Here is a 25,165-nt window from a genome sequence, read left to right on the forward strand (position 1 = left end):
CGCACGGGCGTGGCCCGCACCCCTCGGGGGGTGCGGGCCACGCCCGTTCTCATCGGCTCATTCGACCTTCGGGGCGATCCGCGCCGGTCCGGCCTCCGGGTCGGCGAGCAGCTTGTCGTGGAGCTGTCTGCTCCGCTCGGAGAGCCGCTGGGGGCCGGCGAGCGGGGGTACCCCGGAGACGCTCTCGCCGGGCGCGAGCGGGGGCTCGTAGTGGGTGGGTGCCGTCATGACCGTGTAGGCCGTCGAGACGGCGATCATGGCCGTGAGGCTGAGGGTGGCGCGGGTCCACATCCGGGTGCGCCGCTCGCCGCCGCCGCGGACGGCGTGCGCGGGGCGCGGGTCGAGGGCGACCGCCGGCCGTAGCGCGGTGAGCAGGTCGCGCAGCAGCGCGGACTGCTTCTCGAGCGGTACGTCGGCCAGTTCGGGGATCCGGACGGCGAGATCGGCGTGCGCGTGCACGAGCCGGTTGCCCGTCGTGGGCGTGGTGGCCTCGGTCTCGGCGGCGGTGTCGGGGAGGTCGAGGCCGACGCCGTCGTAGAGCAGGACGGTACGGCGGTTCGCGGGGGAGAGCGCGAGCAGGGCGTCGAGCAGGATCCGGTCGGCGGGCTCGGCGGGCGGCTTGTCGAGATGGCGGTGGGCGCGCCGGAAGCGGTGCCAGGGGGAGAGCGCGTACTCGTACACGATCGCGCGCACCCAGCCCACCGGGTCCGGGTCGGCGGCCACCTCGGGCCACCGGTCCCAGGCCTGGACGAAGGCCTTCTCCACGGCCTCCAGGGCGAGTGCCCGGCGGCCGGTGAGCAGGTAGGCCTGCCGGGCGAGGTCGTGGACGGCGTGGGCGTAGAGGGCGTCGAAGGCCTCGGCGGGGCCCGGCGCCGGCACCCTCGCGGGGGCTTCGGAGGGGAGCTCGCCGGACTCGGTCCGCGCGTCTGCGGCCGGTCCGTCCGCGGCCGGTCCGTCAGGGGCGGGTCCGTCAGGGGCGGGCGGGTCCGCTGTGGGTGGGTCCGCGGCGGGTTCCTCCGCCGCCCTCGCCGGCTTCGGCTCCCCGGGCGCCCCGGCGGGTCCGGCCTCCTGCGGCGGCGCGGCGAGGCGCGCCAGGAGCTGTGCGTACAGCTCGCGCTTGCGCCCGCGGGGAGCCGTGCGGCCCGATTCCCAGGAACGGATGGTCGCCGCGGTGACGCCCACGGCCGCCGCGACCTCATCGTGTGTCAGTTCCGCCGCCTCGCGCAGTCTGCGGCGCTCCTTGGGGGCGGGCAGGCTCAGCTCCGAGTCCTCTGAGGAGGTCGTCTCGACGCTTGGTGTCATGCCACACTCCCCGCGAACCTGACGCTCTGGGCGAAAAAGTACATAAACGTATATTGGGCGACACCACGGGCATTCGCCTGTTACCCGTCCATAGCGCGTGTCGTTGGCACCATGGCGGGGTGACCCAAGTGACCGAACGCGGGACCCCGTTGCCGACGGCCCCGCGAGCCGGCGTGCGGCGCCGTTCACCGGCCGCCGCCGCATGCGTCGTGGGCGGCGCCGTGGCCGCCGGACTCGGGCTCGGCTTCCTCGCCGTGCTCGTCATCGTGCTGTGGATCAGTTCCCCCTACCCCGACAGCGGCCCCGGCGGAGCCCTGCACCTGGCCGCCGGACTGTGGCTGCTCGCCCACGGGACGGAGCTGGTGCGCTACGACACCCTCTCCGGCGTCCCCGCACCCGTCGGAGTGACGCCGCTGCTCCTCGTCGCGCTGCCCGTACTGCTCATGCGGCGGGCGGCCCGGCTGGGAAGCGCCGCCGAGGAGGAGGACGAGGAGGTGCTGCCGGCCGGAGCCGTGTTCTCGGCCGTGCTCTGCGGATACCTCGCCGTCGGCGCCCTCGTCACGGCGTACGCCGCCGGCGGCCCCATGCCGGCCGACCCCATCAGCGCGGCCTGGCACGTCCCGCTGGTGGCCGTACTCGCGGCCGCGGCCGGGGTGTGGGGGGCCCGGGGGCGCCCGCTCGGGCCGCTGCCGTCCTGGCTGCCGGGGGGAGTACGGAAAGCCGTCGTGCGCCCCCGTTACGCGCTGGCGCTCCGGGCGGGCGCGGGCGGTGCCCTGGTGCTCCTGGGCGGCGGCGCGCTCGTCGTCGGCGGCTCGCTCGCGTGGCACGGCGCCGAGGTCCAGGCCTCCTTCCTGTCGCTGACCGGGGTCTGGTCGGGCCGCTTCGCCGTCCTGCTGCTCGCACTCACCCTGATCCCGAACGCCATGGTCTGGGGGGCGGCCTACGCCCTCGGGCCCGGCTTCGCCCTGGGCGCCGGTGTGACGGCCACCCCGCTCGGCTTCGCCGGCGCGCCCGGACTGCCCCGCTTCCCGCTGCTGGAGGCGCTCCCGGCCGAGGGGCCCGGAACCCCGCTGACCTGGGCGGCCGCCGGGGTGCCGGTGGTCGCCGGGCTCGCGGTGGGCTGGTTCGCGGTACGCCGGGCACGGGAGGTCTCGTACGGGGAGACGGCGCTCACGGCGGCTCTCGGCGCGGTGGTGTGCGGCCTGACGATGACCGGGCTGGCGGCGGCGTCGGCGGGGCCGCTGGGCTCACGGCGGCTGTCGGAATTCGGGCCCGTGTGGTGGACCACCGGGGTGGCGGCCTTCGCCTGGACGGTGGTCCTGGCCGTGCCGGTGGCGGTGGCGGTCCACGCGTGGCGGACCCGTCCGGCCATCGGGCCGGCCGACCCGGAGGACGACGAAGAGCCGGTCGTCGACGACGGGTGGCACGACAGCGGGGTGCGGGAGATCCGGTGGGCGGCGATGCGGAAGGCTGCGGGGTCGCTGATCCCGGATATCGCGGTCCCGCCGGTACCTGTGCCTCCGGCGGTTCCGGAAGCTCCGCCGGCTGTGCCCGGGGGGCGGCGGCGGGCCGTGACGGTGGTGTCCGGGCTGGATCTGGAGCTGGATCCTGGGCTGCTGATGACGAAGCCGGCCGAGGCGGTGCCGGCGCCGTTGGCTCCGCCGGTGGTCGGGGCGCGGGTGCTGGCCCGGCGGAAGCCGCCGCCGGAGTAGGCCGTTCGGGTGCGGCGCCGCTGCCGGGGCTCCGCCCCGGACCCCGCGCCTCGAACTCCCCCGGCTACCGCTGGGAGGTGGCCCCTGGCGGGGCTGAAATCGCGGGGTTGGCGGGGTTACTGGCGGACCTTCAGGACGTCGCCCACGACGTTGTTCGGGAGGAGGGTGTTGCACTGGAGTTCCGCCGACTTGGTGAGGGCGTCGTCGCGGCAGACGTAGAAGTCCTTGTAGGCGAGCTGCAGGGCGTACGAGCTGAACGCCAGCAGGATCGCCAGCGAGGCCGTGACCAGGCCGCTCACCGCCGCGGTGCGCTGGGGACGGGCCGCCGGGCCCAGGGCGTCCAGGCCGGACGGCGCCGCCGGGGCCCCCTCGGCGGTCGCCGGTGCGGGCTTGCCGCGCAGCGCGCTGATGCCCCAGTAGAGGGCGAGCGCCCCGAGCAGCAGTCCGACCGACGGGATCCCGAAGATCCCGAAGAAGAAGCCCCACATTCCGGCCAGCAGCGCGTAGCGGGCGCGGCGCTGGATCGGGTCCGTCGGGTCCCAGCGCGCCGGACCCCGCTGGCCGTCCGAGTCCTTCGGGCCGTCACCGTTCCCGCCGCCACCACCGCTGCGCGGCTGCCACGGCTGGTCGGGCCGGCCTTCCGGCGGAGCCGCGAAGGGGTTGTCGTCGGTGGGGGAGTCGGGCTGGCGGCGGTCCGGCATCGGGTGTGTTTCTTCCCCTGTGTCATGGACGTCGCGGGGACGTCGTGGCGAGGTGAGGCCAGTTCGTGGCTTGTACGCAGACGCTACCGCCCGGCCGTCCCCCCGTCCCTCGGGGGACGTCCCGTGTACCGGTATCGTTGCAGGCGGTCGGTGGCTTCGTAGGGTTCCCCATATAGCGGTACCCAGAAGTTTCGTATGACCACACAAGACGAACACCGCAATCCCGCGAGAAAGGGCCTCCCATGGCCGCCTCCCGCCTGGTCGTGCTGGTCTCCGGTTCCGGCACCAACCTCCAGGCCCTGCTCGACGCCATCGACGCCCACCCCGGCGGATCCGAGGGCTTCGGCGCCGAAGTCGTCGCCGTGGGAGCTGACCGCGAGAACATCGCCGGCCTGGAACGGGCGCAGAAGGCGGGGATTCCCACCTTCGTCTGCCCGGTCAAGGGCTACGGCAGCCGCGCGGAGTGGGACGTCGCCCTCACCGAGGCGACCGACGCGTACGCGCCGGACCTCGTCGTGTCCGCCGGATTCATGAAGATCGTGGGCAAGGTGTTCATCGACCGCTTCGGCGGCCGGTTCATCAACACCCACCCCGCCCTCCTCCCCGCCTTCCCGGGTGCGCACGGCGTACGGGACACCCTCGCCTACGGCGCGAAGGTCACCGGCTGCACGGTCCACTTCGTGGACAGCGGCGTGGACACCGGTCCGATCATCGCCCAGGGTGTGGTCGAGGTCCGGGACGAGGACGACGAAGCCGCTCTCCATGAGCGCATCAAGGAAGTCGAGCGTCAGCTGCTCGTCGATGTCGTGGGGCGCCTGGCCCGGCACGGCTACCGCATTGAGGGACGAAAGGTAACAATCCAGTGACCGCCGCAGACACCGCAGCGAGCAACGACCCGACCACGAACCAGCGGCCGATCCGGCGTGCGCTCATCAGCGTCTACGACAAGACGGGACTGGAAGAGCTGGCCCTCGGGCTGCACGGGGCGGGCGTCGCGCTCGTCTCCACCGGCTCCACCGCGTCGAAGATCGCCGCCGCCGGGGTGCCCGTCACCAAGGTGGAGGAGCTGACCGGCTTCCCCGAGTGCCTGGACGGCCGGGTCAAGACCCTGCACCCGCGCGTGCACGCCGGCATCCTCGCCGACCTGCGCCTGGAGGACCACCGCAACCAGCTCGCCGAGCTGGGCGTCGAGCCCTTCGACCTCGTCGTGGTGAACCTGTACCCGTTCCTGGCGACCGTGCAGTCGGGGGCCACCCCCGACGAGTGCGTGGAGCAGATCGACATCGGCGGTCCGTCGATGGTCCGCGCCGCGGCCAAGAACCACCCCTCGGTCGCGGTCGTCACCAGCCCGGCCCGCTACGCCGACGTCATCGCGGCGGCCCAGGGCGGCGGCTTCGACCTCACCGCGCGCAAGCGGCTCGCCGCGGAGGCCTTCCAGCACACCGCCTCCTACGACGTGGCCGTGGCCTCCTGGTTCACGAACGCGTACGCGCCCGAGGCCGGCGACAGCGCCCTGCCCGAGTTCCTGGCCGGCGCCTGGGAGCGCAAGTCGACCCTGCGCTACGGCGAGAACCCGCACCAGGCCGCCGCCCTCTACACGGACGGGCAGCCGGGCGGACTCGCCAACGCCGAGCAGCTGCACGGCAAGGAGATGTCCTTCAACAACTACGTGGACACCGAGGCCGCGCGCCGCGCCGCCTACGACCACGACGAGCCCTGCGTCGCGATCATCAAGCACGCCAACCCGTGTGGCATCGCGGTCGACACGGACGTCGCCGCCGCCCACCGCAAGGCGCACGCCTGCGACCCGCTGTCGGCCTTCGGTGGCGTCATCGCCGTCAACCGCCCGGTGACCGTCGAGCTCGCCGAGCAGGTCGCGGAGATCTTCACCGAGGTCATCGCCGCCCCCGCCTACGAGGACGGCGCGGTCGAGATCCTGGCCAGGAAGAAGAACATCCGCGTCCTGAAGGTGGACGGCACCCCGCACCAGCCGGGCGACCTCAAGCCCATCTCCGGCGGTGCGCTGCTCCAGCAGAGCGACCTCTTCCAGGCCGAGGGCGACGACCCGGCCAACTGGACCCTGGCCACCGGCGACGCCCTGTCCCCGGCGGAGCTCGCCGAGCTGGCCTTCGCGTGGAAGGCCTGCCGGGCCGTCAAGTCCAACGCGATCCTGCTCGCCAAGGACGGCGCCTCGGTCGGCGTCGGCATGGGCCAGGTCAACCGGGTCGACTCGGCGAAGCTCGCCGTGGAGCGGGCGGGCGCCGAGCGCGCGCAGGGCTCGTACGCCGCGTCCGACGCCTTCTTCCCGTTCCCGGACGGACTGGAGATCCTGACGGCCGCGGGCATCAAGGCCGTGGTCCAGCCGGGTGGTTCGGTCCGTGACGAGCAGGTCGTCGAGGCGGCGCAGAAGGCCGGCGTGACCATGTACTTCACCGGGACCCGGCACTTCTTCCACTGAGTCCGGCACGTCCGACACACGGCGAAGGCCGCGCCCCGCACTGCGGGGCGCGGCCTTCGCCGTGTGCGTACGGGAGGGTCAGTACTGGGGGCGGCGGAAGTAGTCCCCGGCCTTGGCGAGGCCGATGACGATGGTGAGGCCGAGGGCGAGGGAGACCAGGGACGGCAGCGAGGCGACCAGGCCGAGTCCGGCCGGGGTGTGCTCGTCGGCGCTGAGCGCGACCAGGTTCGTCAGCAGCCCGATGGCGGCGAAGAGGGCCTGCAGCGATCCGAAGATGATGCCGGAGACCCGGACGCCGCCCCGCCCCTTGGCCATCTTGGCCGCGGTCAGGATGGGCCACAGGGACAGGGCGATGAAGAAGACGCCGAGGACGACGCCCACGGTGCCGGCGACGGCCCCCACGTCCTGCGCGGAGGAGCTGGAGGAGCCGGAGTCCGAGAGCGCCGCGGCGAGCACGGTGCCGCCGATGATGAAGAACAGGCCGCCCAGCACCTGCAGTGCGCCCACGATGGAGAGGATGACGCGGGCCGCCTTCGCACCGCCGGGCATCTCCACGGGGGCACCCGGGTACCCGCCGGGACCGCCCGGGTACCCACCGGGACCGCCCGGGTAGGCCTGCGGGGCCTGCTGCGGGTAGGCGTAGCCGCCCTGCGGCGGGACGCCCTGGGGCGCCTGCTGGGGGTAGCCGTAGCCGTAGCCGGGCTGGCCCTGCGGCGGCTGCTGCTGTCCGTACGGATTGTGCGGTTCGCCGAAGCTCATGTTGGGGTGTTCCTCCGTGGAAGTGCGGGGACGCACGGCATGAGCGCGGAGGAATCCTGCACGGTGCGGTCCCGCCCCCCGGCACTGCCCGCGGCACATCAGTCGGATCATCGTGGTCCGGCGGGCCCGGGCTTGTCCAGTTGGTTGTGGTTGAGGCCGGTGACTTGTTGTGCAAGTGCAATGAACCCTGAGCCCCTGCGAGTGCCTTGACTGGAACCGGGGCCACCTCATCCGGGAGGATGGGGGCATGACCGCCCAGATTCTCGATGGCAAGGCCACCGCCGCCGCGATCAAGTCCGAACTGACCGCCCGTGTGGCGGACCTGAAGGCCCGGGGTGTCACGCCCGGCCTCGGCACCCTCCTGGTCGGTGACGATCCGGGCAGCCGCTGGTACGTGAACGGCAAGCACAAGGACTGCGCCGAGGTCGGCATCGCCTCCATCCAGCGCGAACTGCCCGGGACGGCCTCCCAGGAGGACATCGAGGCGGTCGTCCGGGAGCTCAACGCCAACCCGGAGTGCACCGGCTACATCGTCCAACTCCCGCTCCCCAAGGGCATCGACACCAACCGGGTCCTGGAGCTGATGGATCCGCTGAAGGACGCCGACGGCCTGCACCCCATGTCCCTCGGCCGACTGGTGCTGAACGAGCCGGGGCCGCTGCCCTGCACCCCGTACGGGATCGTCGAACTGCTGCGCCACCACGGCGTCGGCATCGACGGCGCGCACGTCGTCGTCCTCGGCCGCGGGATCACCGTCGGGCGCTCCATCGGCCTGCTGCTGACCCGCAAGTCCGAGAACGCCACCGTGACGCTCTGCCACACCGGTACGCGCGACCTCTCCGCGCAGCTGCGCCAGGCGGACATCATCGTCGCGGCGGCCGGTGTCCCGCACCTGGTCAAGCCGGAGGACGTGAAGCCGGGCGCGGCCGTGCTCGACGTCGGCGTCAGCCGCGACGGGGAAGGGAAGATCGTCGGCGATGTGCACCCCGGCGTGGCCGAGGTGGCCGCGTGGATCTCGCCGAACCCGGGCGGGGTCGGCCCTATGACCCGCGCCCAGCTGCTCGTCAACGTCGTCGAGGCGGCGGAACGGACCACCAGTGCAGGCTGAACCGGACGCGGAGAACGCGGCGGGCGGCGGCCCGGCCCGGGCGAACGGCACCCCCGTCGCCCCGGTCGTGCCCGCGAAGCCCGCCGCGCCCGGTCCCGCCGGGGCCGGGGCCGAGGCGGCGGCGGTCAAATCCCGCCGCTTCCCCTCCATCACCCGGGACACCGCGCGCCCCGAGGGCAGCGGCCGTGCCGTTCCCGGGGCCGTGTCCACGCCGGCCCGTCAGTGGCCGATGCTCAGCGTGCTCACCGCGACCGCGGTCGGGCTGCTGGCCACGGCCTTCGGGCACCCGCGGGTGGGCTGCCTGGCCATCGGCCTGGCCCTGATCGCGGCCTCGGTGATGCGGCGCGTGCTCCCCTCGGTGGGGATGCTCGCGGTGCGCTCCCGCTTCACGGACATGATCACGTACGGGCTGCTGGGCGTGGCGATCACACTGCTCACGCTGGTGATGGCCGCGCCCAAGCCGTGGCTGGTGATCCCGTTCATGGAGAGTGCGGTCCGCTTCACCGTGCGGTGAGCGACGTGAGCGACGTGATCGATGTGAGGGCGGCCAGGGTGGCCGCGACGGCGGGCTGGGTCTCCGTGCCCGCCCGGACCAGGACGTCCAGCGTCCGCCCCGGGCCCGGCAGCTCCCGCACGGCGGCGCCGGGCGGCGGGGCGTCGCACAGCAGCTTCGGCAGGATCGACACGGCCTGCCCGGTGGCGACGAGCCAGAGTCCGGACCGCAGGTCCGCGCACTCGTGCGCGATGCGCGGGGTGAATCCGGCGTTCCGGCAGGCGTGCAGCAGCATCTCGCGGCAGCTGCTCGGGGCCGGGGCCGAGACCCAGGCGCGCTCCCGCAGCGCCGCGAGTCCGTCCCGCTCGTAGGCGGGGAGCAGGGCCTGCGGCAGCGCCAGGCACAGCGGGTCGTCGAAGAGCGGCACGGCGGTGGTCCCGGCCGCGGGCGGGGCACCGAGCAGCGGGTAGGCGTAGGTCACCGCCAGGTCCAGGCGGCGCTGTCGCAGCCGCGGCACGGCCTCCTCGGGGTCGGCCTGCACGATGCGCGGGCGCAGCCGGGGGTGGCGTACGGCGAGCTCGGCGACGAGCGGGGCGGCCACCGTGGCCAGGGCGCTGGGGGCGCAGCCGATGGCCAGTTCCCCGCTCAGCTCGGCGTCGAGGGCGCGTACGGCCCCTTCGGCCCGCTCCAGGGCCGCGAGCACCGGTTCGCACGCGGCGGCCAGTGCCACGCCGGCCGCGGTCAGGCGCAGCCCGCGCCCGTCCCGCTCGACCAGGGCGGCCCCGGCCTCGGCCTCCAGGGCGCGCAGCTGCTGGGAGACGGCGGAGGGGGTCACTCCGTGCAGGTCGGCGACGGCGGTCACCCGGGTGTGTTCCGCCAGGTCCCGCAGGATGACCATGCGCTTCACATCAAGCATGAGTTCATCTTAATGATGGCTGTAGCAAAGGTAGCTGGACTTAACGGTCGGGTGGCGCCGATGCTCGTGCCATGAACGCGAAGACGAAGAAGGTCGTACTGATCGGCGCGCACGGAACCCTCGGCCGCGCGGTCCACGAGGTCCTGCGCGAGCGCGGCCACCACGTCGTCACCGCCTCCCGCACGGGCGCCGACATCCACGTCGACATCACCGACCCGGAGTCCATCCGCGCCATGTACGCGCAGGCGGCGCAGCGGGTGGGGGAGATCGACGCGGTGGCGAGCGCCGCCGGCAGCGTGCCGTGGCGCCCGCTCGGCGAGCTGACCACGGACGACGTCCGCGGCGGCCTCGAAGGCAAGGCGGTCAGCCAGATCGAGCTGGTCCGCCAGGGCGCCCGGCACCTGCCCGCGCACGCCTCGTACACGCTGATCACCGGGATCCTGGCCCGCGAGCCCCTGCTCACCGGATCGGTGGCCGCGCTGGTCAACGGCGCCGTCGAGGCCTTCGTGCGCGCCGCCGCCGTCGAACTGCCCGGCCGTCAGCGGATCAACGCCGTCAGCCCCACCGTCTTCGAGGAGTCCCTCGACGCGTACGGGGACACCTTCGCGGGATTCGACGCCGTGCCCGTGGCCCGCGCGGCGAACGCCTACGTCAAGTCGATCGAGGGGCACCGGACCGGTCAGATCTTCCTGGTGGAGTAGCCGAACGACGGTCCGGGAGCCGGTCGGACCTTCGAACATCGGGGTCCGTGTGCCGCGCACCACACGGACCCGGGGATTAGCCCGGTCCCGGGTCGGATAGCCTGACCGCGGATGTCTCTTCACGTCAAGATTTACTGGGGAGCGGCGTCCTCCAGCACATGGGGCAGGGACGCCCCACCGCCAGCTGTCTAACGGAGAAGGCCATGACCCGCACTCCCGTGAATGTCACCGTCACCGGCGCCGCCGGCCAGATCGGCTACGCGCTGCTCTTCCGCATCGCTTCCGGTCACCTGCTCGGCGCGGACGTGCCGGTCAAGCTCCGTCTTCTGGAGATCCCCCAGGGCATGAAGGCCGCCCAGGGCACCGCCATGGAGCTCGACGACTGCGCCTTCCCGCTCCTCAAGGGCATCGACATCTTCGACGACCCGAACCAGGGCTTCGACGGTGCGAACGTCGCGCTGCTCGTGGGCGCCCGCCCGCGCACCGCCGGCATGGAGCGCGGCGACCTGCTCGCCGCCAACGGCGGCATCTTCAAGCCGCAGGGCCAGGCCATCAACGCGCACGCCGCGGACGACATCAAGGTCCTGGTCGTGGGCAACCCGGCCAACACCAACGCGCTCATCGCGCAGGCCGCCGCCCCGGACGTACCGGCCGAGCGCTTCACCGCGATGACCCGCCTGGACCACAACCGCGCGATCTCGCAGCTGGCCGCCAAGACCGGCAGCGCCGTCTCCGACATCAAGCGCCTCACCATCTGGGGCAACCACTCGGCGACCCAGTACCCGGACATCTTCCACGCGGAGATCGCCGGCAAGAACGCCGCCGAGGCCGTCAGCGACGAGGCGTGGCTGGCCGACACCTTCATCCCGACCGTCGCCAAGCGCGGCGCCGCGATCATCGACGCGCGCGGCGCGTCCTCGGCCGCCTCGGCCGCCAACGCCGCCATCGACCACGTGCACACGTGGGTCAACGGCACCGCCGAGGGTGACTGGACCTCGATGGGCATCCCGTCGGACGGCTCCTACGGCGTCCCGGCCGGTCTGATCTCCTCCTTCCCCGTCACCTGCAAGGACGGCAAGTACGAGATCGTCCAGGGCCTGGACATCAACGAGTTCTCCCGGACCCGCATCGACGCCTCCGTCCAGGAGCTGGCGGAGGAGCGCGACGCGGTGCGCGAGCTCGGCCTGATCTGATCCGGTCTCCCGACCCGATCCGCTTTTCCGAAAGGCCCCGGCGCGATGCGCCGGGGCCTTTTGGCGCGATCGCGCCTGTCGCGCTCCCAGTGATCGCCCTATCGTTTCCCTCCGCACACCGAAAGGGGGATTCGGTGACAAGCACCGCGGACGACAGAACTCCGGTGCACCCTTCGCTCAGCGAAGCGGGCCGACTGCTGTGCGCCGGAAGCTATCTCGACGCCGCGTACCGCGACCGGGTGATCCAGGAGCTCTATGTCCACGAGGAGCGCTACGTCGCGCCCTCCTACGGTTTCGACGCCGCCCGCGTCCTCGCCCACGCGCTCCAGGCCCGCCGCGCCGAAGCGGCCTGGGCCTCGGCCGTCCTGGCGGTGTGGGGCCTCGGGCTGCTGCTGGCCCAGCCGCTCCTGCTCTTCCTGCTCCTCCCGGCCGCCTTCCTGAGCGGCGCCGGGCGGATCGCGCGACGCAGGGCGGCGACGGCACGCGGCAGCCGCTTCCTCGAACTCCTGCTGCGCGGCTGCGGCTACGTGCTGCTCACCGGCGTCGCCCTGGGCGTGCTGCAGGGCGCGTTCCAGGGCGAGACGCACGTCGGAGGGGCCGACGACTCGCTCGCGGTCTACGAGCACATCCTGCGCGGGATCGAGCGGGAGCCGTTCGCCCTCGTCTTCGGGCTGCCCCAGCTCGGCTACCTGATCGCAGGCGAGTACGCCTGGACCGCCCTGATCGTCTTCGCCCTCCTGACCCTGGTCGTCGGCCTCCAGCGGGGCCACTTCGCCCGCGTCATCAGCACCTCGCTCAGCCGGACGCGGTACGCCGACCCGAACGCCGACCCCGCCTCCGGCAGCCGGTTCGCCAGGATCCGCGACCGGATCCTGCGGACCCAGCACAGCCGCCTGGTCGTCTACAACGTCGACGATCCGTTCTGCGGCGCGGGCGCGGCCTACCGCCCCTGGCACCTGTCGGTCGAACTGCGCCCCCGCACGGACGGGGTCCCGCCCGAACCGCTGGACAACGAGCGGATCGTGGCCCGGATCAGGCCCCGGCTGGAAGCCCTGCGCGTCCCGTCGCCGCACGGTTCACCGGAGGCCGAGCAGGCCGTACTGGACCGGCTGCGGGAACTGGTCGTCGACGAGTGCGTCTTCCTGCCGGCCAACGGGCTGCCCGCGGCGCACCGGCCGGACCTCTCGGACCGGGCGTTCGACGCACACCGGGCCGGAGCCGTGGAGGAGGGCGGGGAGCGCCGCCGGCACTTCCTGCGGGTACGGGTCGGCGGCTGGGACGAGAACCTCGTCATCACCGTCTTCGTACGCGTCCACACCCAGGGCGGGATGCTGATGCTGGAAGTGGCGCCGCACGTGCTGCTGCCCGTACGGCCCCAGTTCCAGGAGGCCGACGACGTGGCCCGGCGCCACCTGCGGAACAACCCCTTCGCCAAGACGGTGTGGGCGCTGCGGCACGCCCCGCGCTCGCTCTCCAAGGCGCTCACCACCCTCTCGGGCGGCAGCCGCGGCCCGTGGCAGATCGCCACGGAGGGCCACGGCGGCGCGCTCCCGGCCGGCCCGGCCGTGTCCGTGCGCGAGCTGGCGGCGCAGCAGGACGCCTCGCTGTTCCAGCTGATGGACCTGGACCGGTACCTGAAGACCATCCAGGACCGGATCGTCGCCGGTGTGACCCTGGCCCTGCACGAAGCGGGCTGGCACACGGAGGAGTTCGCGCAGCGCGCGGTCACCGTCGCGGAGGGCGGCGTGTACATCCAGTCGGTGAGCCACAGCGCGTTCAGCGTGGGCGGCAGCGGACACCGCAACCAGACGAGCCACCACACAGGCAGGGGAGAGCGGCAGTGACGCAAGACGGGGGAGCCGGGGAGGTGCGGATCGAACGCATCGACCGTATCGACGGCAGCACCTTCAGCATCGGCGGCACCAACATCACCAACACCACCGTCCACCACGACGGTTCGGGGGCGGCCGCCCCGGGCGCGGCGGAACTGCTGGAGGCCGTACGGGAGCTGCGCATCGCCCTCGTGCACCTGCCCCGCAGCGCCGACTGTTCGGCGCTCGACGCCGAACTGGTCGAGGCGGCCGGCGAGCTGGAGGAGGCCGGGGAGATCCGGCCCGGCCTGCCCGCCCGGCTCCGGGGCGCGCTCCAGCGCTGGGCCCCGCTGGTGGACTCGGTGAACGCGGCCGCCGCCCTCGGCGCGCTGCTCGCCTCGCTGGGGAGCTGACCGGTGGCCACGGGTGGCGGTGCCCACTGGAATCCGCAGTCGCAGCGCTGGGAGTGGGCGGATCAGCCGCCGCCCCCGCCGGCCCCGCCCTCGTACCCGCCCCGGCCACCGGGGGGCGGTCCGGGCGGCTCGGGCGGTCCGGGCGGTCCGGTCCGGGAGCGCTCGTGGAAGGTCCCGCTGCTGGTGGCCCTCGGTGCCGCGGTGGTGGGCGGCTGCGCCCTGGCGGGCTGGTTCGTACTGGGTGACGGGGACCGGGCGGGGCCGAAGGCGCCCGCCGCAGCCCCGTCGGCTTCGGGTACCCCGCTCCCGCCGTCCGGTACGGGTCCGCAGACGGCCCCGACCACCGTGGCACCCTCCGCGTCGCCCTCGGTCCCACCGCCCTACACGGTGGTCCGCGACGACGGCGGCTTCTCGGTCGCCGTCCCCACGGGCTGGGAGCGCAGCCACGACGAGAACGGCAGCGGCTCCTTCTACCGGCGCCCCGGGGACCGCAGCGCGCTGGTCCAGATCTTCCGCGTCACCGAGCCGGACGGCGTGGGGGCGTGCGAGCTGCTGCGGACCTCCTCGCAGGCCCTCGGAGACCGCCCCGGCTACCAGGAGGTCTCCCTCGATCCGGCGCCCGGCGGGTCCTGCGAGCTGGTGTACGAGTACGACAACCAGGAGTCGCACGGACGCCGCCGTGCCATCGAGCGGATCACCGTCGCCCCGGACGGCAGGCGCTGGGCGCTGCTGGCGGCCGGTCCGGCCGCCGACGGCGCGGCGGTGCGCGCGAACCTGACGGCGGCCGTGGAGTCGTTCAGGCCGGAATGACCCGTCCGGAATGACCGGCCCTACTTGTACATGCCCGGGGTGTAGTGGCCCGGGACCAGGCGGGTGGTGACGCCGATGCGGTTCCAGACGTTGATCGTCGCGATGACGGCGATCAGCTGGGCGAGCTCGCGCTCCTCGAACTGCTCGGCCGCCTTCTCGTAGACCTCGTCGGGCACGAAGCCGTCCGTCAGGACGGTGACGGCCTCGGTGAGCTCGATCGCTGCGAGCTCCTTCTCGGTGTAGAAGTGCCGCGACTCCTCCCAGGCGCCCAGCTGGACGATGCGCTCCACGCTCTCACCGGCGGCGATCGCGTCCTTGGTGTGCATGTCGAGGCAGAAGGCGCAGTGGTTGATCTGGGAGGCCCGGATCTTGACGAGCTCGACCAGGGAGGGATCCAGACCCTTCTTGGAGGCGATCTCCAGGGCGAGGACGGCCTTGTAGACCTCGGGGGCGAGCTTCGCCATGTGCATGCGCGGGGTGTGCTCGGGGGCGTGTTCGTGCGTGGTCGTCATGTGATCCACCCTAGGAGGCAGGCGGCCCACCGATATGGTCCATTTCCATGACGGAATCGTGGGCCACTTTCGGCGCCGACCTGCACCTGGACCTCACCGCCGGACGCGGCCTGCGGGCCGGGCTCACCGAGGCCCTGCGCGAGGCGGCGCGCAGCGGGCGGCTGGCGGCCGGAACCAGGCTGCCGTCCTCCCGCACCCTGGCCGCGGACCTGGGCGTCGCCCGGAACACGGTCGCCGAGGCGTACGCCGAGCTCGTCGCCGAAGGCTGGCTGACGGCCCGCCGGGGCTCCGGCACCCGTGTCGCCGAACGGGCCCGCCCGCGACGGCCCGCGGCCGCCGCCCCCGTGCGGCGCCCTGCGCGCGAGGGGCCCGCGTACAGCCTGATCCCCGGCTCCCCGGACCTGGGCGGCTTCCCTCGCGCGGCCTGGCTGTCGGCCGCCCGGCGGGCGCTGACCGGCGCGCCGAACGAGGCCTTCGGGTACGCGGCCGACCCGCGCGGGCGCGTCGAGCTGAGGCAGGCGCTGGCCGGATACCTGGCGCGGGCGCGCGGGGTGTACGCCGACCCCGAACGGATCGTCCTGTGCGCGGGCTTCCTGCACGGGCTGGCGGTCCTGGCGGGCGTACTGCGGGCGCGGCGGGTGCGGGAGGTGGCGGTGGAGGGCTACGGCCTGGACTTCCACCGGAACCTGCTGGTGCGGGCGGGGCTGCGGACGCGCCCGCTCGGTGTGGACGGGGCGGGGGCCCGGACGGGGGAGCTGACCGCGGCGGCGGGCGCGGTGCTGCTGACCCCGGCGCACCAGTTCCCGACGGGCGTCGCCCTGACCCCGGCCCGGCGGGCGGCGGCCGTCGACTGGGCCCGGACCACGGGCGGACTGATCCTGGAGGACGACTACGACGGGGAGTTCCGCTACGACCGTCAGCCGGTCGGCGCGCTGCAGGGACTGGACCCGGACCGGGTGGTGTACCTCGGGACGGCGGCCAAGTCACTGGCGCCGGGGCTGCGGATGGGCTGGATGGTGGTCCCGCCGGGGCTGCTGGAGGAGGTGCTGGCCGCCAAGCGGCCCACGGACTGGGCGTGCGGCGCGCTGGACCAGCTGACGCTGGCGGAGTTCATCACCTCCGGGGCGTACGACCGGCACGTGCGCGGGATGCGGCTGCGGTACCGGCGGCGCCGGGACGAGCTGGTGGCGGCGGTGGGGGACCGGGTGGGCGTGTCGGGGATCGCGGCGGGGCTGCACGCGGTGCTGGACCTCCCGGAGGGGCTGGAGCGGTCGGTCCTGCAGTCGGCGGCCTGGCAGGACCTCGCCCTGCACGGGCTGGGGCGGTTCCGGCACCCGGAGGCGGTGGCGCTGCCCGCGCGGGACGCGGTGGTCGTCGGCTACGGGACCCCGTCGGACAGTGCGTGGTCCCCGACGCTGGCGGCGCTGTCGGCGGCCCTGCCGTGACCGGGTGACCCGCGGCGCCGTTGCCGGGGGCGCTGCCCCCGGACCCCCGCGCCTCAATCGGCGGCGGGGCTGGGCGGGTCGGCGGGGCCGGAATCGGCCGACGGCTCGCCGAAGCGCGCCAGGGCAAGGGAGCCGGCCACCGCCACCGCGAAGCCCGTCACCGCCAGCCAGGTCAGGCCCTCGCGGGTGCTGTCGCCGAGCCAGACCACGCCCACCACCGCCGGGCCGATCGTCTCGCCGATGACCATGCCCGCCGTCGCCACCGTCACCGAGCCGCGCGCCAGGGCCGAGGTGAGGAGCAGGAAGGCCGCGCCGCCGCCCAGCAGGAGGGCGTACAGGGCCGGGTTGCGCAGGTCCCAGGGGGAGTCGATGAGCCGTACCGAGACCTCCACGACCCCGAAGCCCGTCCCCGCCGCGAGGCCGAGCACCAGCGCCCGCGGCCCGTCCGGGAGCCGGCCCGCGACCACGCCGACCAGCAGCACCAGTCCGGCCACCACCAGCATCCCCACCTCCAGCGCCGTCGACCCGGTACCCGTGCCCTCCTCCCCGGCGGAGAGCCCGAGCATCAGCAGCCCCGCGCACACCACCGCGACCGCACCCCACTCGGTCCGGGACAGCCGTACCCGCAGCAGCCGCGCCGCGACCACCGCCGTCACCGCCAGGCTGGCCGCCAGCGCCGCCCCCACCGCGTAGATCGGGACGTGCCGCAGGGCGATGATCTGGAGGACGAAGCCGGCTCCGTCGAGGCCCAGACCCGCCAGGTACCGCCACTGCCGCACGGCCCGCAGGAACAGCGCCGTGTCCACGCCGGACCCGCTGCCGGGCTCCGCCGCCCGCGCCGCGACCGCCTGCAGAACCGAGGCCGTACCGAAGCAGACCGCCGCACCGAGTGCGCAAATCATCCCAATCAGCACGAACTGACTCTAGGTCACGGATCTCACAGCGGCCGGATTCCATCGGCCGGTGACCCCCCTCTACTCTGTCGGCAGCACGCGAGGCCCCAGGGGGAGCAGCAGACATGGACAGCAGCAGCACCAACCAGCGCCGCATGCGCTCCGGCGCGGTCGCCCTCGGCGGCATGGGCCTGCTCGCGGCCACCCTCGTGGCCTGCGGCAGCAGCGACGAGCCCGACAAGCGCTGCGCGTCCCGATCCACGCTGGAGCACCTGAACAACAAGGAGTGCAAGAGCGGCGGCCGCGGCGCGTACTACTACGGCGGCTACGTCAGCAGCGGCAAGGTCTCCGGCGGCAGCTTCGACAAGTCCGCCGTCACCCGGGGCGGCATCGGCGGCCACTCCAGCTCCGGCTCCAGCGGCGGCTGACCGGCACCATGGAGCGGCACACCATCGAGCCCCGTCCCGACTGGCAGAAGACCGTCGAGGAGCAGGGTCTGATCTATCCCCTGACCCGCTACCCCGACGACTCCCTGCGCCCCTACTGGGACGAGAGCGCGTACTACTCCTTCTCGCTCCCCGAGGTCGAGGCCCTGGAGAACGTCGTCGAGGAACTGCACGCCATGTGCCTGGCCGCGGCCGCGCACATCGTCGAGCACGACCGCTTCGCCGACCTCGGCATCACCGACCCGGAGCTGGCCGCGCTGATCGCCGAGTCCTGGCGGCGCCGCGCCGAACAGCCCTCCCTCTACGGCCGCTTCGACCTGCGCTACGACGGCACCGGCAGCCCGGCCAAGATGCTGGAGTACAACGCCGACACCCCCACCTCCCTGGTGGAGGCGGCCAGCCCCCAGTGGTTCTGGATGGAGGAGCGCTTCCCCGGCGCCGACCAGTGGAACTCCCTCCACGAGCGCCTCGTCGACGCCTGGCGGCGCCAGGCCGAGCTGCTGCCGCCCGGCCCGCTGCACTTCGCGCACTCCGAGACCGACGAGCTCGGCGAGGACCTGATGACGGTCGCCTACCTCCAGGAGACCGCCGAGCAGGCGGGGCTGGAGACGCACGCCCTGTCCGTCGAGCAGATCGGCTGGGACGGCCTGTCCGGCCGGTTCGTGGACGAGAAGCTCCGCTTCATCCGCTCCTGCTTCAAGCTCTACCCGTGGGAGTGGCTGGCCACGGACGAGTTCGGCCCGCAGGTCCTCGGTACGTACGACCACGGCGGCGGCTCCGGCACCACGGCCTGGATCGAGCCGCTGTGGAAGATGCTGCTGTCCAACAAGGCGCTGCTCGCGATCCTGTGGGAGCTCTTCCCGGAACACCCCAACCTGCTGCCCGCCTACCTCGACGGCCCGCGCGAGCTCGCCGAGCCCGGGTCCGGCGGCTACGTGGCCAAGCCCCTCCTCGGCCGTGAGGGCGCGGGGGTCACCCTGCACGGGCCGGGCGGGGGCGGCGAGCCGTTCGTACCGGAGGAGGGGGAGCGGTACTGCTTCCAGGGCCTTGCCCCGCTGCCCGACTTCGACGGCAACCGGGTGGTGCTCGGCGCATGGGTCGTCGAGGACGAGGCGGCAGGGCTCGGCATCCGCGAATCGGCGGGGCCGGTCACGGACGAGTACGCCCGCTTCCTGCCCCACGTCATCCTCTAGGCCGCGGTGACCGGGGCGCCCTACGCGCCGAGCACCGACCGGAGCTGGGCCAGGCCCCAGTCCAGGTCCTCCTTGCTGATCACCAGCGGCGGGGCGATCCGGATCGTCGACCCGTGGGTGTCCTTCACCAGCACCCCGAGCTCCATCAGCTTCTCGGAGATCTCCCGGCCGGTGCCCCGCGACGGGTCGACGTCGACGCCCGCCCACAGGCCGCGGCCGCGTACTGCGGTCACCGCGCCCCCGCCGGCCAGCAGGTTCAGCTCCCGGTGCAGGTGCTCGCCCAGCTCGGTGGCGCGGCCCTGGAACTCGCCGGTGCGCAGCATCGCGATGACCTCCAGGGCGACCGCGCACGCGAGCGGGTTCCCGCCGAAGGTGGACCCGTGCTGCCCGGGCCGGAACACCCCGAGCACGTCCCGGTCGGCGACCACGGCCGACACGGGCACCACACCGCCGCCGAGCGCCTTGCCGAGGATGTAGACGTCCGGGACGACCCCCTCGTGCTCGCACGCGAAGGTCCGGCCGGTACGCCCCAGACCCGACTGGATCTCGTCCGCCATGAACAGGACGTTCCGCTCGCGGGTCAGTTCCCGTACGCCGCTCAGGTACCCGGCCGGCGGCACCAGCACCCCCGCCTCGCCCTGGATCGGCTCCAGCAGCACGGCCACGGTGTTCTCCGTGACGGCGTGCGACAGCGCGGTGAGGTCCCCGTACGGGACGATCTCGAAGCCCGGCGTGTACGGGCCGAAGTGGTCACGGGCGTCGTGGTCCGTGGAGAAGGACACGATGGTCGTGGTGCGCCCGTGGAAGTTGTCGGCGGCCACCACGATCTTGGCGTGCCCGTCCGGGACGCCCTTGACCTCGTAGCCCCACTTGCGGGCGGTCTTCACCGCCGTCTCCACGGCCTCCGCCCCCGTGTTCATGGGGAGCACCATCTCCTTGCCGCACAGCGCGGCGAGCTCGGTACAGAACTCGGCGAAGCGGTCGTGGTGGAAGGCGCGTGAGGTGAGCGTGACCCGTTCCAGCTGGGCGCGGGCGGCGTCGATCAGACGGCGGTTGCCGTGCCCGAAGTTGAGGGCCGAGTACCCGGCGAGCATGTCGAGGTATCTGCGGCCCTCGACATCGGTCATCCACGCGCCTTCCGCGGACGCGACGACCAGCGGCAGCGGATGGTAGTTGTGCGCGCTGTGCGCGTCTGCGGAGCGGATGGCATCAGCAGTTGTCGACACGGGATCTCCGATCGTCCGTCCGGCGCGGTGCAGCGCCGGGTGAAGCGGTGACGAGGGTGGCGTCACCTTCTTATCGTCGCTCGTATCGCGGACGCAGAAACCTCTCTTCCGGCGCGCCCGCTAAGGTGTCCGGTACGCACGGCGACTGGCGTACGGAGAACCAACTCCGGGGGAGTCGTGCGCGCTCGACCGCATACAGGGCCGCTCGCCTGGGCCTCGCGGGGTACCGATCACATCGACCCCGGAGGAGCCCGCCATGTCCGCGAGCCGCCATCCCGCCCTGTCCGCCACCGACCCCGAGCTGGCGTCGTTCGTCGCCGCGGAGGAAGTGCTGCAGGCGCAGACCCTGCGCCTGATCCCCAGCGAGAACTACGTGTCCGCGGCCGTCCTCGAAGCCTCCGGCACCGTGCTGCAGAACAAGTACAGCGAGGGCTACCCCGGCCGCCGCTACTACGAGGGCCAGCAGAACATCGACCGCGTCGAGGCGCTGGCGATCGAGCGGGCCAAGGGCCTGTTCGGCGTGGACCACGCCAACGTGCAGCCGTACTCCGGCTCGCCCGCCAACCTGGCCGTGTACCTGGCCTTCGCGAAGCCGGGCGACACGGTCATGGGCATGGCCCTGCCGATGGGCGGGCACCTCACCCACGGCTGGGGCGTCTCGGCGACCGGCTCCTGGTTCCGGGGCGTCCAGTACGGCGTCCGGGCCGACACCGGGCTGATCGACTACGACGCGGTGCGCGAGCTGGCCCTCGCCGAGCGGCCCAAGCTGATCTTCTGCGGCGGTACCGCCCTGCCGCGCACGATCGACTTCGCCGCCTTCGCGGAGATCGCGCGGGAGGCGGGTTCGATCCTGGTCGCCGACGTCGCCCACATCGCGGGCCTGATCGCGGGCGGCGCGCACCCGTCCCCGGCGGACCACGTCGACGTCGTCTCCACCACCACGCACAAGACCCTGCGCGGTCCGCGGGGCGCGATGCTGATGTGCCGGGAGGAGCACGCGAAGGCCATCGACAAGGCGGTCTTCCCGGGCCTGCAGGGCGGCCCCCACAACCAGACGACGGCCGGTATCGCGGTGGCGCTGCACGAGGCGGCCCAGCCGTCCTTCACGGCGTACGCGCACCAGGTCGTCGCCAACGCCAGGGCGCTGGCCGCGGCGCTGCTGCAGGAGGGCTTCGACCTGGTCTCGGGCGGTACGGACAACCACCTGATCCTGATCGACCTGACGGGCAAGGACGTGCCGGGCAAGACCGCGGCCAAGGCCCTGGACCGGGCGGGCATCGTCGTGAACTACAACACGGTGCCGTTCGACCCGCGCAAGCCCTTCGACCCGTCCGGCATCCGCATCGGCACGCCGTCGCTGACGTCCCGCGGGCTGTCCACGGAGCACATGCCGGTCGTGGCGGACTGGATCTCGCGGGCGGTGGACGCCGCCGCGAAGGGCGACGAGCAGGCCCTCGCCGTGATCCGCGCCGAGGTGACGGACCTCATGGCCGCCTTCCCGGCCCCGGGCCTGCCGCTCGCCTGACCTGCGGCGCCGTGGCCGGGGGCGCCGCCCCCGGACCCCCGCGCCCCGATCTCCCCCAGCTACCGCTGGGAGGTGCCCCCTGGCGGGGCTGGAATTTCCAGCCCCGCCGGCGATTGGATCAGGCCGACGGCGGGCACGGGCCCGCCCCCGCACCTGAGAGAATGAAGCCATGGCTTCTGATCGTCCTCGCGCGCTCTCCGGCATCCAGCCCACCTCCGGTTCGTTCCACCTCGGGAACTACCTCGGAGCCATCCGCCAGTACGTCGCCCTGCAGGAGACGCACGACGCCTTCTACATGGTGGTCGACCTGCACGCGATCACCATGCCGCAGGATCCGAAGGACCTGCGGGCGAACACCCGCCTGTCCGCCGCGCAGCTGCTGGCCGCCGGCCTGGACCCCGAGCGCTGCACCCTCTTCGTCCAGAGCCACGTGCCCGAGCACGCGCAGCTCGGCTGGGTCATGAACTGCATCACCGGATTCGGCGAGGCCAGCCGGATGACCCAGTTCAAGGACAAGTCCGCCAAGGGCGGCGTCAACAGCGCCAGCGTCGGCCTGTTCACGTACCCGATCCTGCAGGTCGCCGACATCCTGCTGTACCAGGCGAACGCCGTCCCCGTCGGCGAGGACCAGCGCCAGCACATCGAGCTGACCCGCGACCTGGCCGAGCGCTTCAACAGCCGGTTCGGCCGGACGTTCACCCTCCCCGCCGCGCACATCGTCAAGGAGGTCGCGAAGATCTACGACCTCCAGGACCCGGCGATCAAGATGTCGAAGTCCGCCTCGTCCCCCAAGGGCCTGATCAACCTCCTCGACGAGCCCAAGGTCACCGAGAAGAAGATCAAGAGCGCGGTCACCGACACCGAGGCCGAGATCCGCTTCGACTCCGAGAAGAAGCCCGGCGTCAGCAACCTGCTCACGATCTACTCCACCCTCACGGGCGAGACGATCGCCGAGCTGGAGGCCAAGTACGAGGGCAAGGGCTACGGCGCGCTGAAGACCGACCTGGCGGGCGTGATGGTCGATTTCGTCACACCGTTCAAGAAGCGGACCCAGGAGTACCTGGACGACCCGGAGACGCTGGACTCCATCCTGGCCAAGGGTGCGGAGAAGGCCCGCGCGGTCGCCGCCGAGACCCTCGCGCAGGCCTACGACCGCCTCGGTCTGCTGCCCGCCAAGCACTGACGAACGCAACTACGGACAGAGAGCCCTGGCACGAATGGGGGTGCTGCCGCCACACTGGGGCGGCAGCAGTCCACAGCGACAAGCGGAGGAGAGATACGTGGGGACCGTAACGCTCGGCGTTTCGATCGCGGTCCCGGAGCCGTACGGCAGCCAGCTCCAGGAGCTGCGCGCGGGCTTCGGGGACGCTGCCGCGCACGGCATCCCCACGCACGTCACCCTCGTCCCGCCCACCGAGGTGGAGGCGGACCGGCTTCCCGCGATCAGGGCCCACCTGGTCGAGGTCGCGGCCGCCTTCCCGGCCTTCCGGATGCGGCTGGCCGGCACGGGAACCTTCCGCCCCCTCTCCCCGGTCGTCTTCGTCAAGATCGCCGAAGGGGTGGCGGGCTGCACCCGCCTCCAGAACGAGGTCCGCGACCCCGAGGGGCCGCTCGACCGGGAGCTGGCGTTCCCGTACCACCCGCACGTCACGGTCGCCCACGGGATCTCCGAGGAGGCGATGGAGCTCGCGTTCACGACCCTCGCCGAGTACGCCGCCGAATGGGTCTGCGAGGGCTTCGCGCTCTACGAGCAGGGCTCGGACGGGGTCTGGCGCAAGCTGCGCGAGTACCCGTTCGGCAGCGGGCCGAACTGCGTCCCGGCGCAGGCCGGCTCACCCGCCGACCAGGCCGCCGGGGCGGCGGGGACGGCCGGGGCCGCCGGGGCGACCGTACCGCCGTCCTGACGGAGCGGGCGCGGGGCCAGGGGCCGGCCCGGGAACAGGGGGAGCCGGGCGATGCGCCGGGCACGGAATCTCAGCCTTCGCAGGACCAGGGTGTGGAACGGGCGACCCGCAGGGCGCGTCTCGGGAAAAGTCACAATCGACGACCGTAGCGGCCACAAGCGACAATCCTGGCTATTTCCGGCAGCTGAATTACGGTGACCCCATGGACTGGCTGACGAAACTCCCGGTGATCGGGCCGCTCGCGGCCCGGCTGATGCGCACGCACGCGTGGCGTTCGTACCAACGCCTCGACCGCGTGCACTGGACCCGCCTGGCCGCCGCGATCACCTTCATCAGCTTCCTCGCGCTCTTCCCGCTGATCACCGTGGCCGCCGCGATCGGCGCGGCGCTGCTCACCCCCGAGCAGCTGGACCGGCTGGAGAAGAACCTCTCCGAACAGGTGCCCGGCATCTCCGACCAGCTCGATATCGAGGGGCTCGTCGCCAACGCCGGCACCGTCGGTCTCGTCGCCGGCGCCCTCCTGCTCGTGACCGGTGTCAGCTGGGTGGGCTCGATGCGGGACTGTCTGCGCGCGGTCTGGGAGAAGGACGACGAGGACGACGGCAACCCGATCCTGCGCAAGGGCAAGGACACGCTCGTGCTCATCGGCCTCGGCGGCGTGGGCCTGGCCTCCGCCGCCGCCTCCATCCTCGGGTCCAGCGCGGTCGGGAAGACCGCCGAATGGCTGGACATCCCCCGCGAGGGCGCGGGCGGCGCGCTGCTGCGCTCCCTCGCCTTCCTCGTCGGCGTCGTGGCCGCCTTCCTGCTGCTGCTCTACGTCCTGACCCTGCTCCCGGGCGTCGAGCCGCCGCGCGGCCGCCTGATCCAGGCGGCCCTCATCGGCGCGGCAGGCTTCGAACTGCTGAAGCTGCTGCTCAGCGGCTATATGCGGGAGGTCGCCGCGAAGAGCATGTACGGGGCCTTCGGCGTACCGATCGCCCTGCTGCTCTGGATCAACTTCACGGCGAAGCTGCTGCTGTACGTCTCGTCCTGGACGGCCACGCGCGACGACGCGGACGGTGACGGCGCGGAGGATCCCCCGGCCGCCGGGGCGACGCGGCCGGCCGCCCCCTGAGGCCGCAGACGCGCGCCAGTGGCGCACCGGTGTGGGGCCCGGTGCGCCACTGGGGTACTGCCGGAAGGAAGACCTACCAGGTGCCGTTGCCGCAGCCGTACACCCACCGGTGCGAGGCGGCGTTGTCGTGGACCGCCTTCCACTGACCGCTGGTGTCGCCGTTGCGGGTCCAGTTGAACAACTGCCCGTTGCCCCGAAGGTTCCATTCGGTGCCGTAGCCGATGCAGGCGTAGGCGCCGGTGTTGTTCTCGTTGTAGTAGATGTTCACGTGGTCGCGGCCGCCGGCGCTGCCGCTGTTGCGGACCCAGTCGACCTTGTTCTTGACCTGGTAGGGCCAGTCGTTGGAGTTGCCGGCGTTCTGGTACAGGTAGTTGTAATCGTCCGAGTAGGCACAGAAGTTCGTGTAACCGCAGCCGCCGTCGGCCTGCGCCGTGGCCGCAGCGGCCACCACCGCCGTGCCGGCGATCGCGAGCCCCGCGAGGAGCGTCCTGAGCTTGTTCATCTGGGGTCCCTCCCAATGAGTGCCGTAC

General features: G+C 72.9%; 25 protein-coding genes and 1 riboswitch. Of the genes, 17 read left to right on the forward strand and 8 right to left on the reverse strand.

What is annotated here, in order from left to right:
- Window positions 1-57: 57 nt before the first annotated feature.
- Window positions 58-1,302, reverse strand: coding sequence for a helix-turn-helix domain-containing protein (locus tag ACXNSR_RS23705; protein ID WP_458637488.1), 1,245 nt, complete (start codon window positions 1,300-1,302; stop codon window positions 58-60).
- Between the two features lie 119 nt (window positions 1,303-1,421).
- On the opposite strand from ACXNSR_RS23705, the gene ACXNSR_RS23710 reads away from it, so the two are divergent.
- Window positions 1,422-3,014, forward strand: coding sequence for a cell division protein PerM (locus ACXNSR_RS23710; RefSeq protein ID WP_458637489.1), 1,593 nt, complete (start codon window positions 1,422-1,424; stop codon window positions 3,012-3,014).
- A gap of 116 nt (window positions 3,015-3,130) precedes the next feature.
- On the opposite strand, the gene ACXNSR_RS23715 is transcribed toward ACXNSR_RS23710, so the two are convergent.
- Complete coding sequence (locus ACXNSR_RS23715; protein ID WP_458637490.1) at window positions 3,131-3,715, reverse strand: hypothetical protein; 585 nt, start codon at window positions 3,713-3,715, stop codon at window positions 3,131-3,133.
- Between the two features lie 242 nt (window positions 3,716-3,957).
- On the opposite strand from ACXNSR_RS23715, the gene purN reads away from it, so the two are divergent.
- The gene (gene purN / locus ACXNSR_RS23720; RefSeq protein ID WP_458637491.1) at window positions 3,958-4,581 is read left to right on the forward strand and encodes a phosphoribosylglycinamide formyltransferase; all 624 of its coding nucleotides are present in this window, start codon (window positions 3,958-3,960) and stop codon (window positions 4,579-4,581) included.
- Window positions 4,578-6,173: a bifunctional phosphoribosylaminoimidazolecarboxamide formyltransferase/IMP cyclohydrolase gene (gene purH / locus ACXNSR_RS23725; RefSeq protein WP_458637492.1), complete on the forward strand. Its 1,596-nt coding sequence runs from the start codon at window positions 4,578-4,580 to the stop codon at window positions 6,171-6,173. The genes purN and purH overlap by 4 nt, the downstream gene beginning before the upstream one ends.
- Before the next feature lie 78 nt (window positions 6,174-6,251).
- On the opposite strand, the gene ACXNSR_RS23730 is transcribed toward purH, so the two are convergent.
- A complete protein-coding gene (locus ACXNSR_RS23730; protein ID WP_458637493.1) occupies window positions 6,252-6,932 on the reverse strand; it encodes a hypothetical protein in 681 nt (226 codons plus the stop codon).
- A gap of 247 nt (window positions 6,933-7,179) precedes the next feature.
- Between ACXNSR_RS23730 and ACXNSR_RS23735 the strand changes: the two genes are divergently transcribed.
- Together ACXNSR_RS23735 and ACXNSR_RS23740 are read left to right on the forward strand one after the other, a co-directional pair.
- A complete protein-coding gene (locus ACXNSR_RS23735; RefSeq protein WP_458637494.1) occupies window positions 7,180-8,040 on the forward strand; it encodes a bifunctional methylenetetrahydrofolate dehydrogenase/methenyltetrahydrofolate cyclohydrolase in 861 nt (286 codons plus the stop codon).
- Window positions 8,030-8,554, forward strand: coding sequence for a DUF3017 domain-containing protein (locus tag ACXNSR_RS23740; RefSeq protein WP_458637495.1), 525 nt, complete (start codon window positions 8,030-8,032; stop codon window positions 8,552-8,554). Before ACXNSR_RS23735 ends, ACXNSR_RS23740 begins: the two co-directional genes overlap by 11 nt.
- On the opposite strand, the gene ACXNSR_RS23745 is transcribed toward ACXNSR_RS23740, so the two are convergent.
- Window positions 8,541-9,449 carry a LysR family transcriptional regulator gene (locus ACXNSR_RS23745; protein ID WP_458637496.1) on the reverse strand — a complete coding sequence of 303 codons (909 nt, stop codon included), beginning with the start codon at window positions 9,447-9,449 and terminating at the stop codon, window positions 8,541-8,543. The two genes, ACXNSR_RS23740 and ACXNSR_RS23745, sit on opposite strands and share 14 nt — an antisense overlap.
- 71 nt (window positions 9,450-9,520) lie before the next feature.
- Here ACXNSR_RS23745 and ACXNSR_RS23750 point away from each other — a divergent pair, with 71 nt between their 5' ends.
- The 5 genes from ACXNSR_RS23750 to ACXNSR_RS23770 all read left to right on the forward strand — a co-directional run bounded on the left by ACXNSR_RS23750 (window position 9,521) and on the right by ACXNSR_RS23770 (window position 14,377).
- Window positions 9,521-10,150, forward strand: coding sequence for a short chain dehydrogenase (locus ACXNSR_RS23750; RefSeq protein ID WP_458637497.1), 630 nt, complete (start codon window positions 9,521-9,523; stop codon window positions 10,148-10,150).
- A 203-nt stretch (window positions 10,151-10,353) separates the two neighbouring features.
- Entirely contained in the window at window positions 10,354-11,343 is a 990-nt protein-coding gene (locus ACXNSR_RS23755) for a malate dehydrogenase (protein WP_458637498.1), read from the forward strand.
- Window positions 11,344-11,477: 134 nt separating this feature from the next.
- Window positions 11,478-13,187, forward strand: coding sequence for a hypothetical protein (locus ACXNSR_RS23760; RefSeq protein WP_458637499.1), 1,710 nt, complete (start codon window positions 11,478-11,480; stop codon window positions 13,185-13,187).
- Entirely contained in the window at window positions 13,184-13,567 is a 384-nt protein-coding gene (locus ACXNSR_RS23765; protein ID WP_458637500.1) for a hypothetical protein, read from the forward strand. Before ACXNSR_RS23760 ends, ACXNSR_RS23765 begins: the two co-directional genes overlap by 4 nt.
- 3 nt (window positions 13,568-13,570) lie before the next feature.
- Complete coding sequence (locus tag ACXNSR_RS23770) at window positions 13,571-14,377, forward strand: hypothetical protein (RefSeq protein WP_458637501.1); 807 nt, start codon at window positions 13,571-13,573, stop codon at window positions 14,375-14,377.
- Between the two features lie 20 nt (window positions 14,378-14,397).
- Here ACXNSR_RS23770 and ACXNSR_RS23775 read toward each other — a convergent pair whose 3' ends face one another.
- Complete coding sequence (locus ACXNSR_RS23775) at window positions 14,398-14,889, reverse strand: carboxymuconolactone decarboxylase family protein (RefSeq protein ID WP_458637502.1); 492 nt, start codon at window positions 14,887-14,889, stop codon at window positions 14,398-14,400.
- 47 nt (window positions 14,890-14,936) lie between these two features.
- Between ACXNSR_RS23775 and pdxR the strand changes: the two genes are divergently transcribed.
- Window positions 14,937-16,334: a MocR-like pyridoxine biosynthesis transcription factor PdxR gene (gene pdxR / locus ACXNSR_RS23780; RefSeq protein WP_458637503.1), complete on the forward strand. Its 1,398-nt coding sequence runs from the start codon at window positions 14,937-14,939 to the stop codon at window positions 16,332-16,334.
- Between the two features lie 53 nt (window positions 16,335-16,387).
- On the opposite strand, the gene ACXNSR_RS23785 is transcribed toward pdxR, so the two are convergent.
- Window positions 16,388-17,236 carry a DMT family protein gene (locus ACXNSR_RS23785; RefSeq protein WP_458643370.1) on the reverse strand — a complete coding sequence of 283 codons (849 nt, stop codon included), beginning with the start codon at window positions 17,234-17,236 and terminating at the stop codon, window positions 16,388-16,390.
- 116 nt (window positions 17,237-17,352) lie between these two features.
- Here ACXNSR_RS23785 and ACXNSR_RS23790 point away from each other — a divergent pair, with 116 nt between their 5' ends.
- Both ACXNSR_RS23790 and ACXNSR_RS23795 read left to right on the forward strand, forming a co-directional pair.
- Complete coding sequence (locus ACXNSR_RS23790; protein WP_030710521.1) at window positions 17,353-17,655, forward strand: hypothetical protein; 303 nt, start codon at window positions 17,353-17,355, stop codon at window positions 17,653-17,655.
- Between the two features lie 8 nt (window positions 17,656-17,663).
- Complete coding sequence (locus ACXNSR_RS23795) at window positions 17,664-18,866, forward strand: glutathionylspermidine synthase family protein (protein WP_458637504.1); 1,203 nt, start codon at window positions 17,664-17,666, stop codon at window positions 18,864-18,866.
- A 20-nt stretch (window positions 18,867-18,886) separates the two neighbouring features.
- Here ACXNSR_RS23795 and rocD read toward each other — a convergent pair whose 3' ends face one another.
- On the reverse strand, window positions 18,887-20,092 hold the full coding sequence (rocD, locus tag ACXNSR_RS23800; RefSeq protein ID WP_458637505.1) for an ornithine--oxo-acid transaminase: 1,206 nt from the start codon (window positions 20,090-20,092) through the stop codon (window positions 18,887-18,889).
- A gap of 131 nt (window positions 20,093-20,223) precedes the next feature.
- Window positions 20,224-20,314: riboswitch (ZMP/ZTP riboswitch) on the forward strand.
- Between the two features lie 34 nt (window positions 20,315-20,348).
- Between rocD and ACXNSR_RS23805 the strand changes: the two genes are divergently transcribed.
- The 4 genes from ACXNSR_RS23805 to ACXNSR_RS23820 all read left to right on the forward strand — a co-directional run bounded on the left by ACXNSR_RS23805 (window position 20,349) and on the right by ACXNSR_RS23820 (window position 24,635).
- A complete protein-coding gene (locus ACXNSR_RS23805; protein ID WP_458637506.1) occupies window positions 20,349-21,617 on the forward strand; it encodes a serine hydroxymethyltransferase in 1,269 nt (422 codons plus the stop codon).
- A gap of 169 nt (window positions 21,618-21,786) precedes the next feature.
- Complete coding sequence (trpS, locus tag ACXNSR_RS23810) at window positions 21,787-22,800, forward strand: tryptophan--tRNA ligase (RefSeq protein WP_458637507.1); 1,014 nt, start codon at window positions 21,787-21,789, stop codon at window positions 22,798-22,800.
- Window positions 22,801-22,897: 97 nt separating this feature from the next.
- Window positions 22,898-23,521 carry a 2'-5' RNA ligase family protein gene (locus ACXNSR_RS23815; protein WP_458637508.1) on the forward strand — a complete coding sequence of 208 codons (624 nt, stop codon included), beginning with the start codon at window positions 22,898-22,900 and terminating at the stop codon, window positions 23,519-23,521.
- Between the two features lie 202 nt (window positions 23,522-23,723).
- Window positions 23,724-24,635 carry a YihY/virulence factor BrkB family protein gene (locus ACXNSR_RS23820; RefSeq protein ID WP_458637509.1) on the forward strand — a complete coding sequence of 304 codons (912 nt, stop codon included), beginning with the start codon at window positions 23,724-23,726 and terminating at the stop codon, window positions 24,633-24,635.
- 73 nt (window positions 24,636-24,708) lie between these two features.
- Here ACXNSR_RS23820 and ACXNSR_RS23825 read toward each other — a convergent pair whose 3' ends face one another.
- On the reverse strand, window positions 24,709-25,137 hold the full coding sequence (locus tag ACXNSR_RS23825) for a hypothetical protein (protein ID WP_458637510.1): 429 nt from the start codon (window positions 25,135-25,137) through the stop codon (window positions 24,709-24,711).
- Window positions 25,138-25,165: the final 28 nt, after the last annotated feature.

It is taken from the genome of Streptomyces sp. NC-S4, from assembly GCF_054353315.1.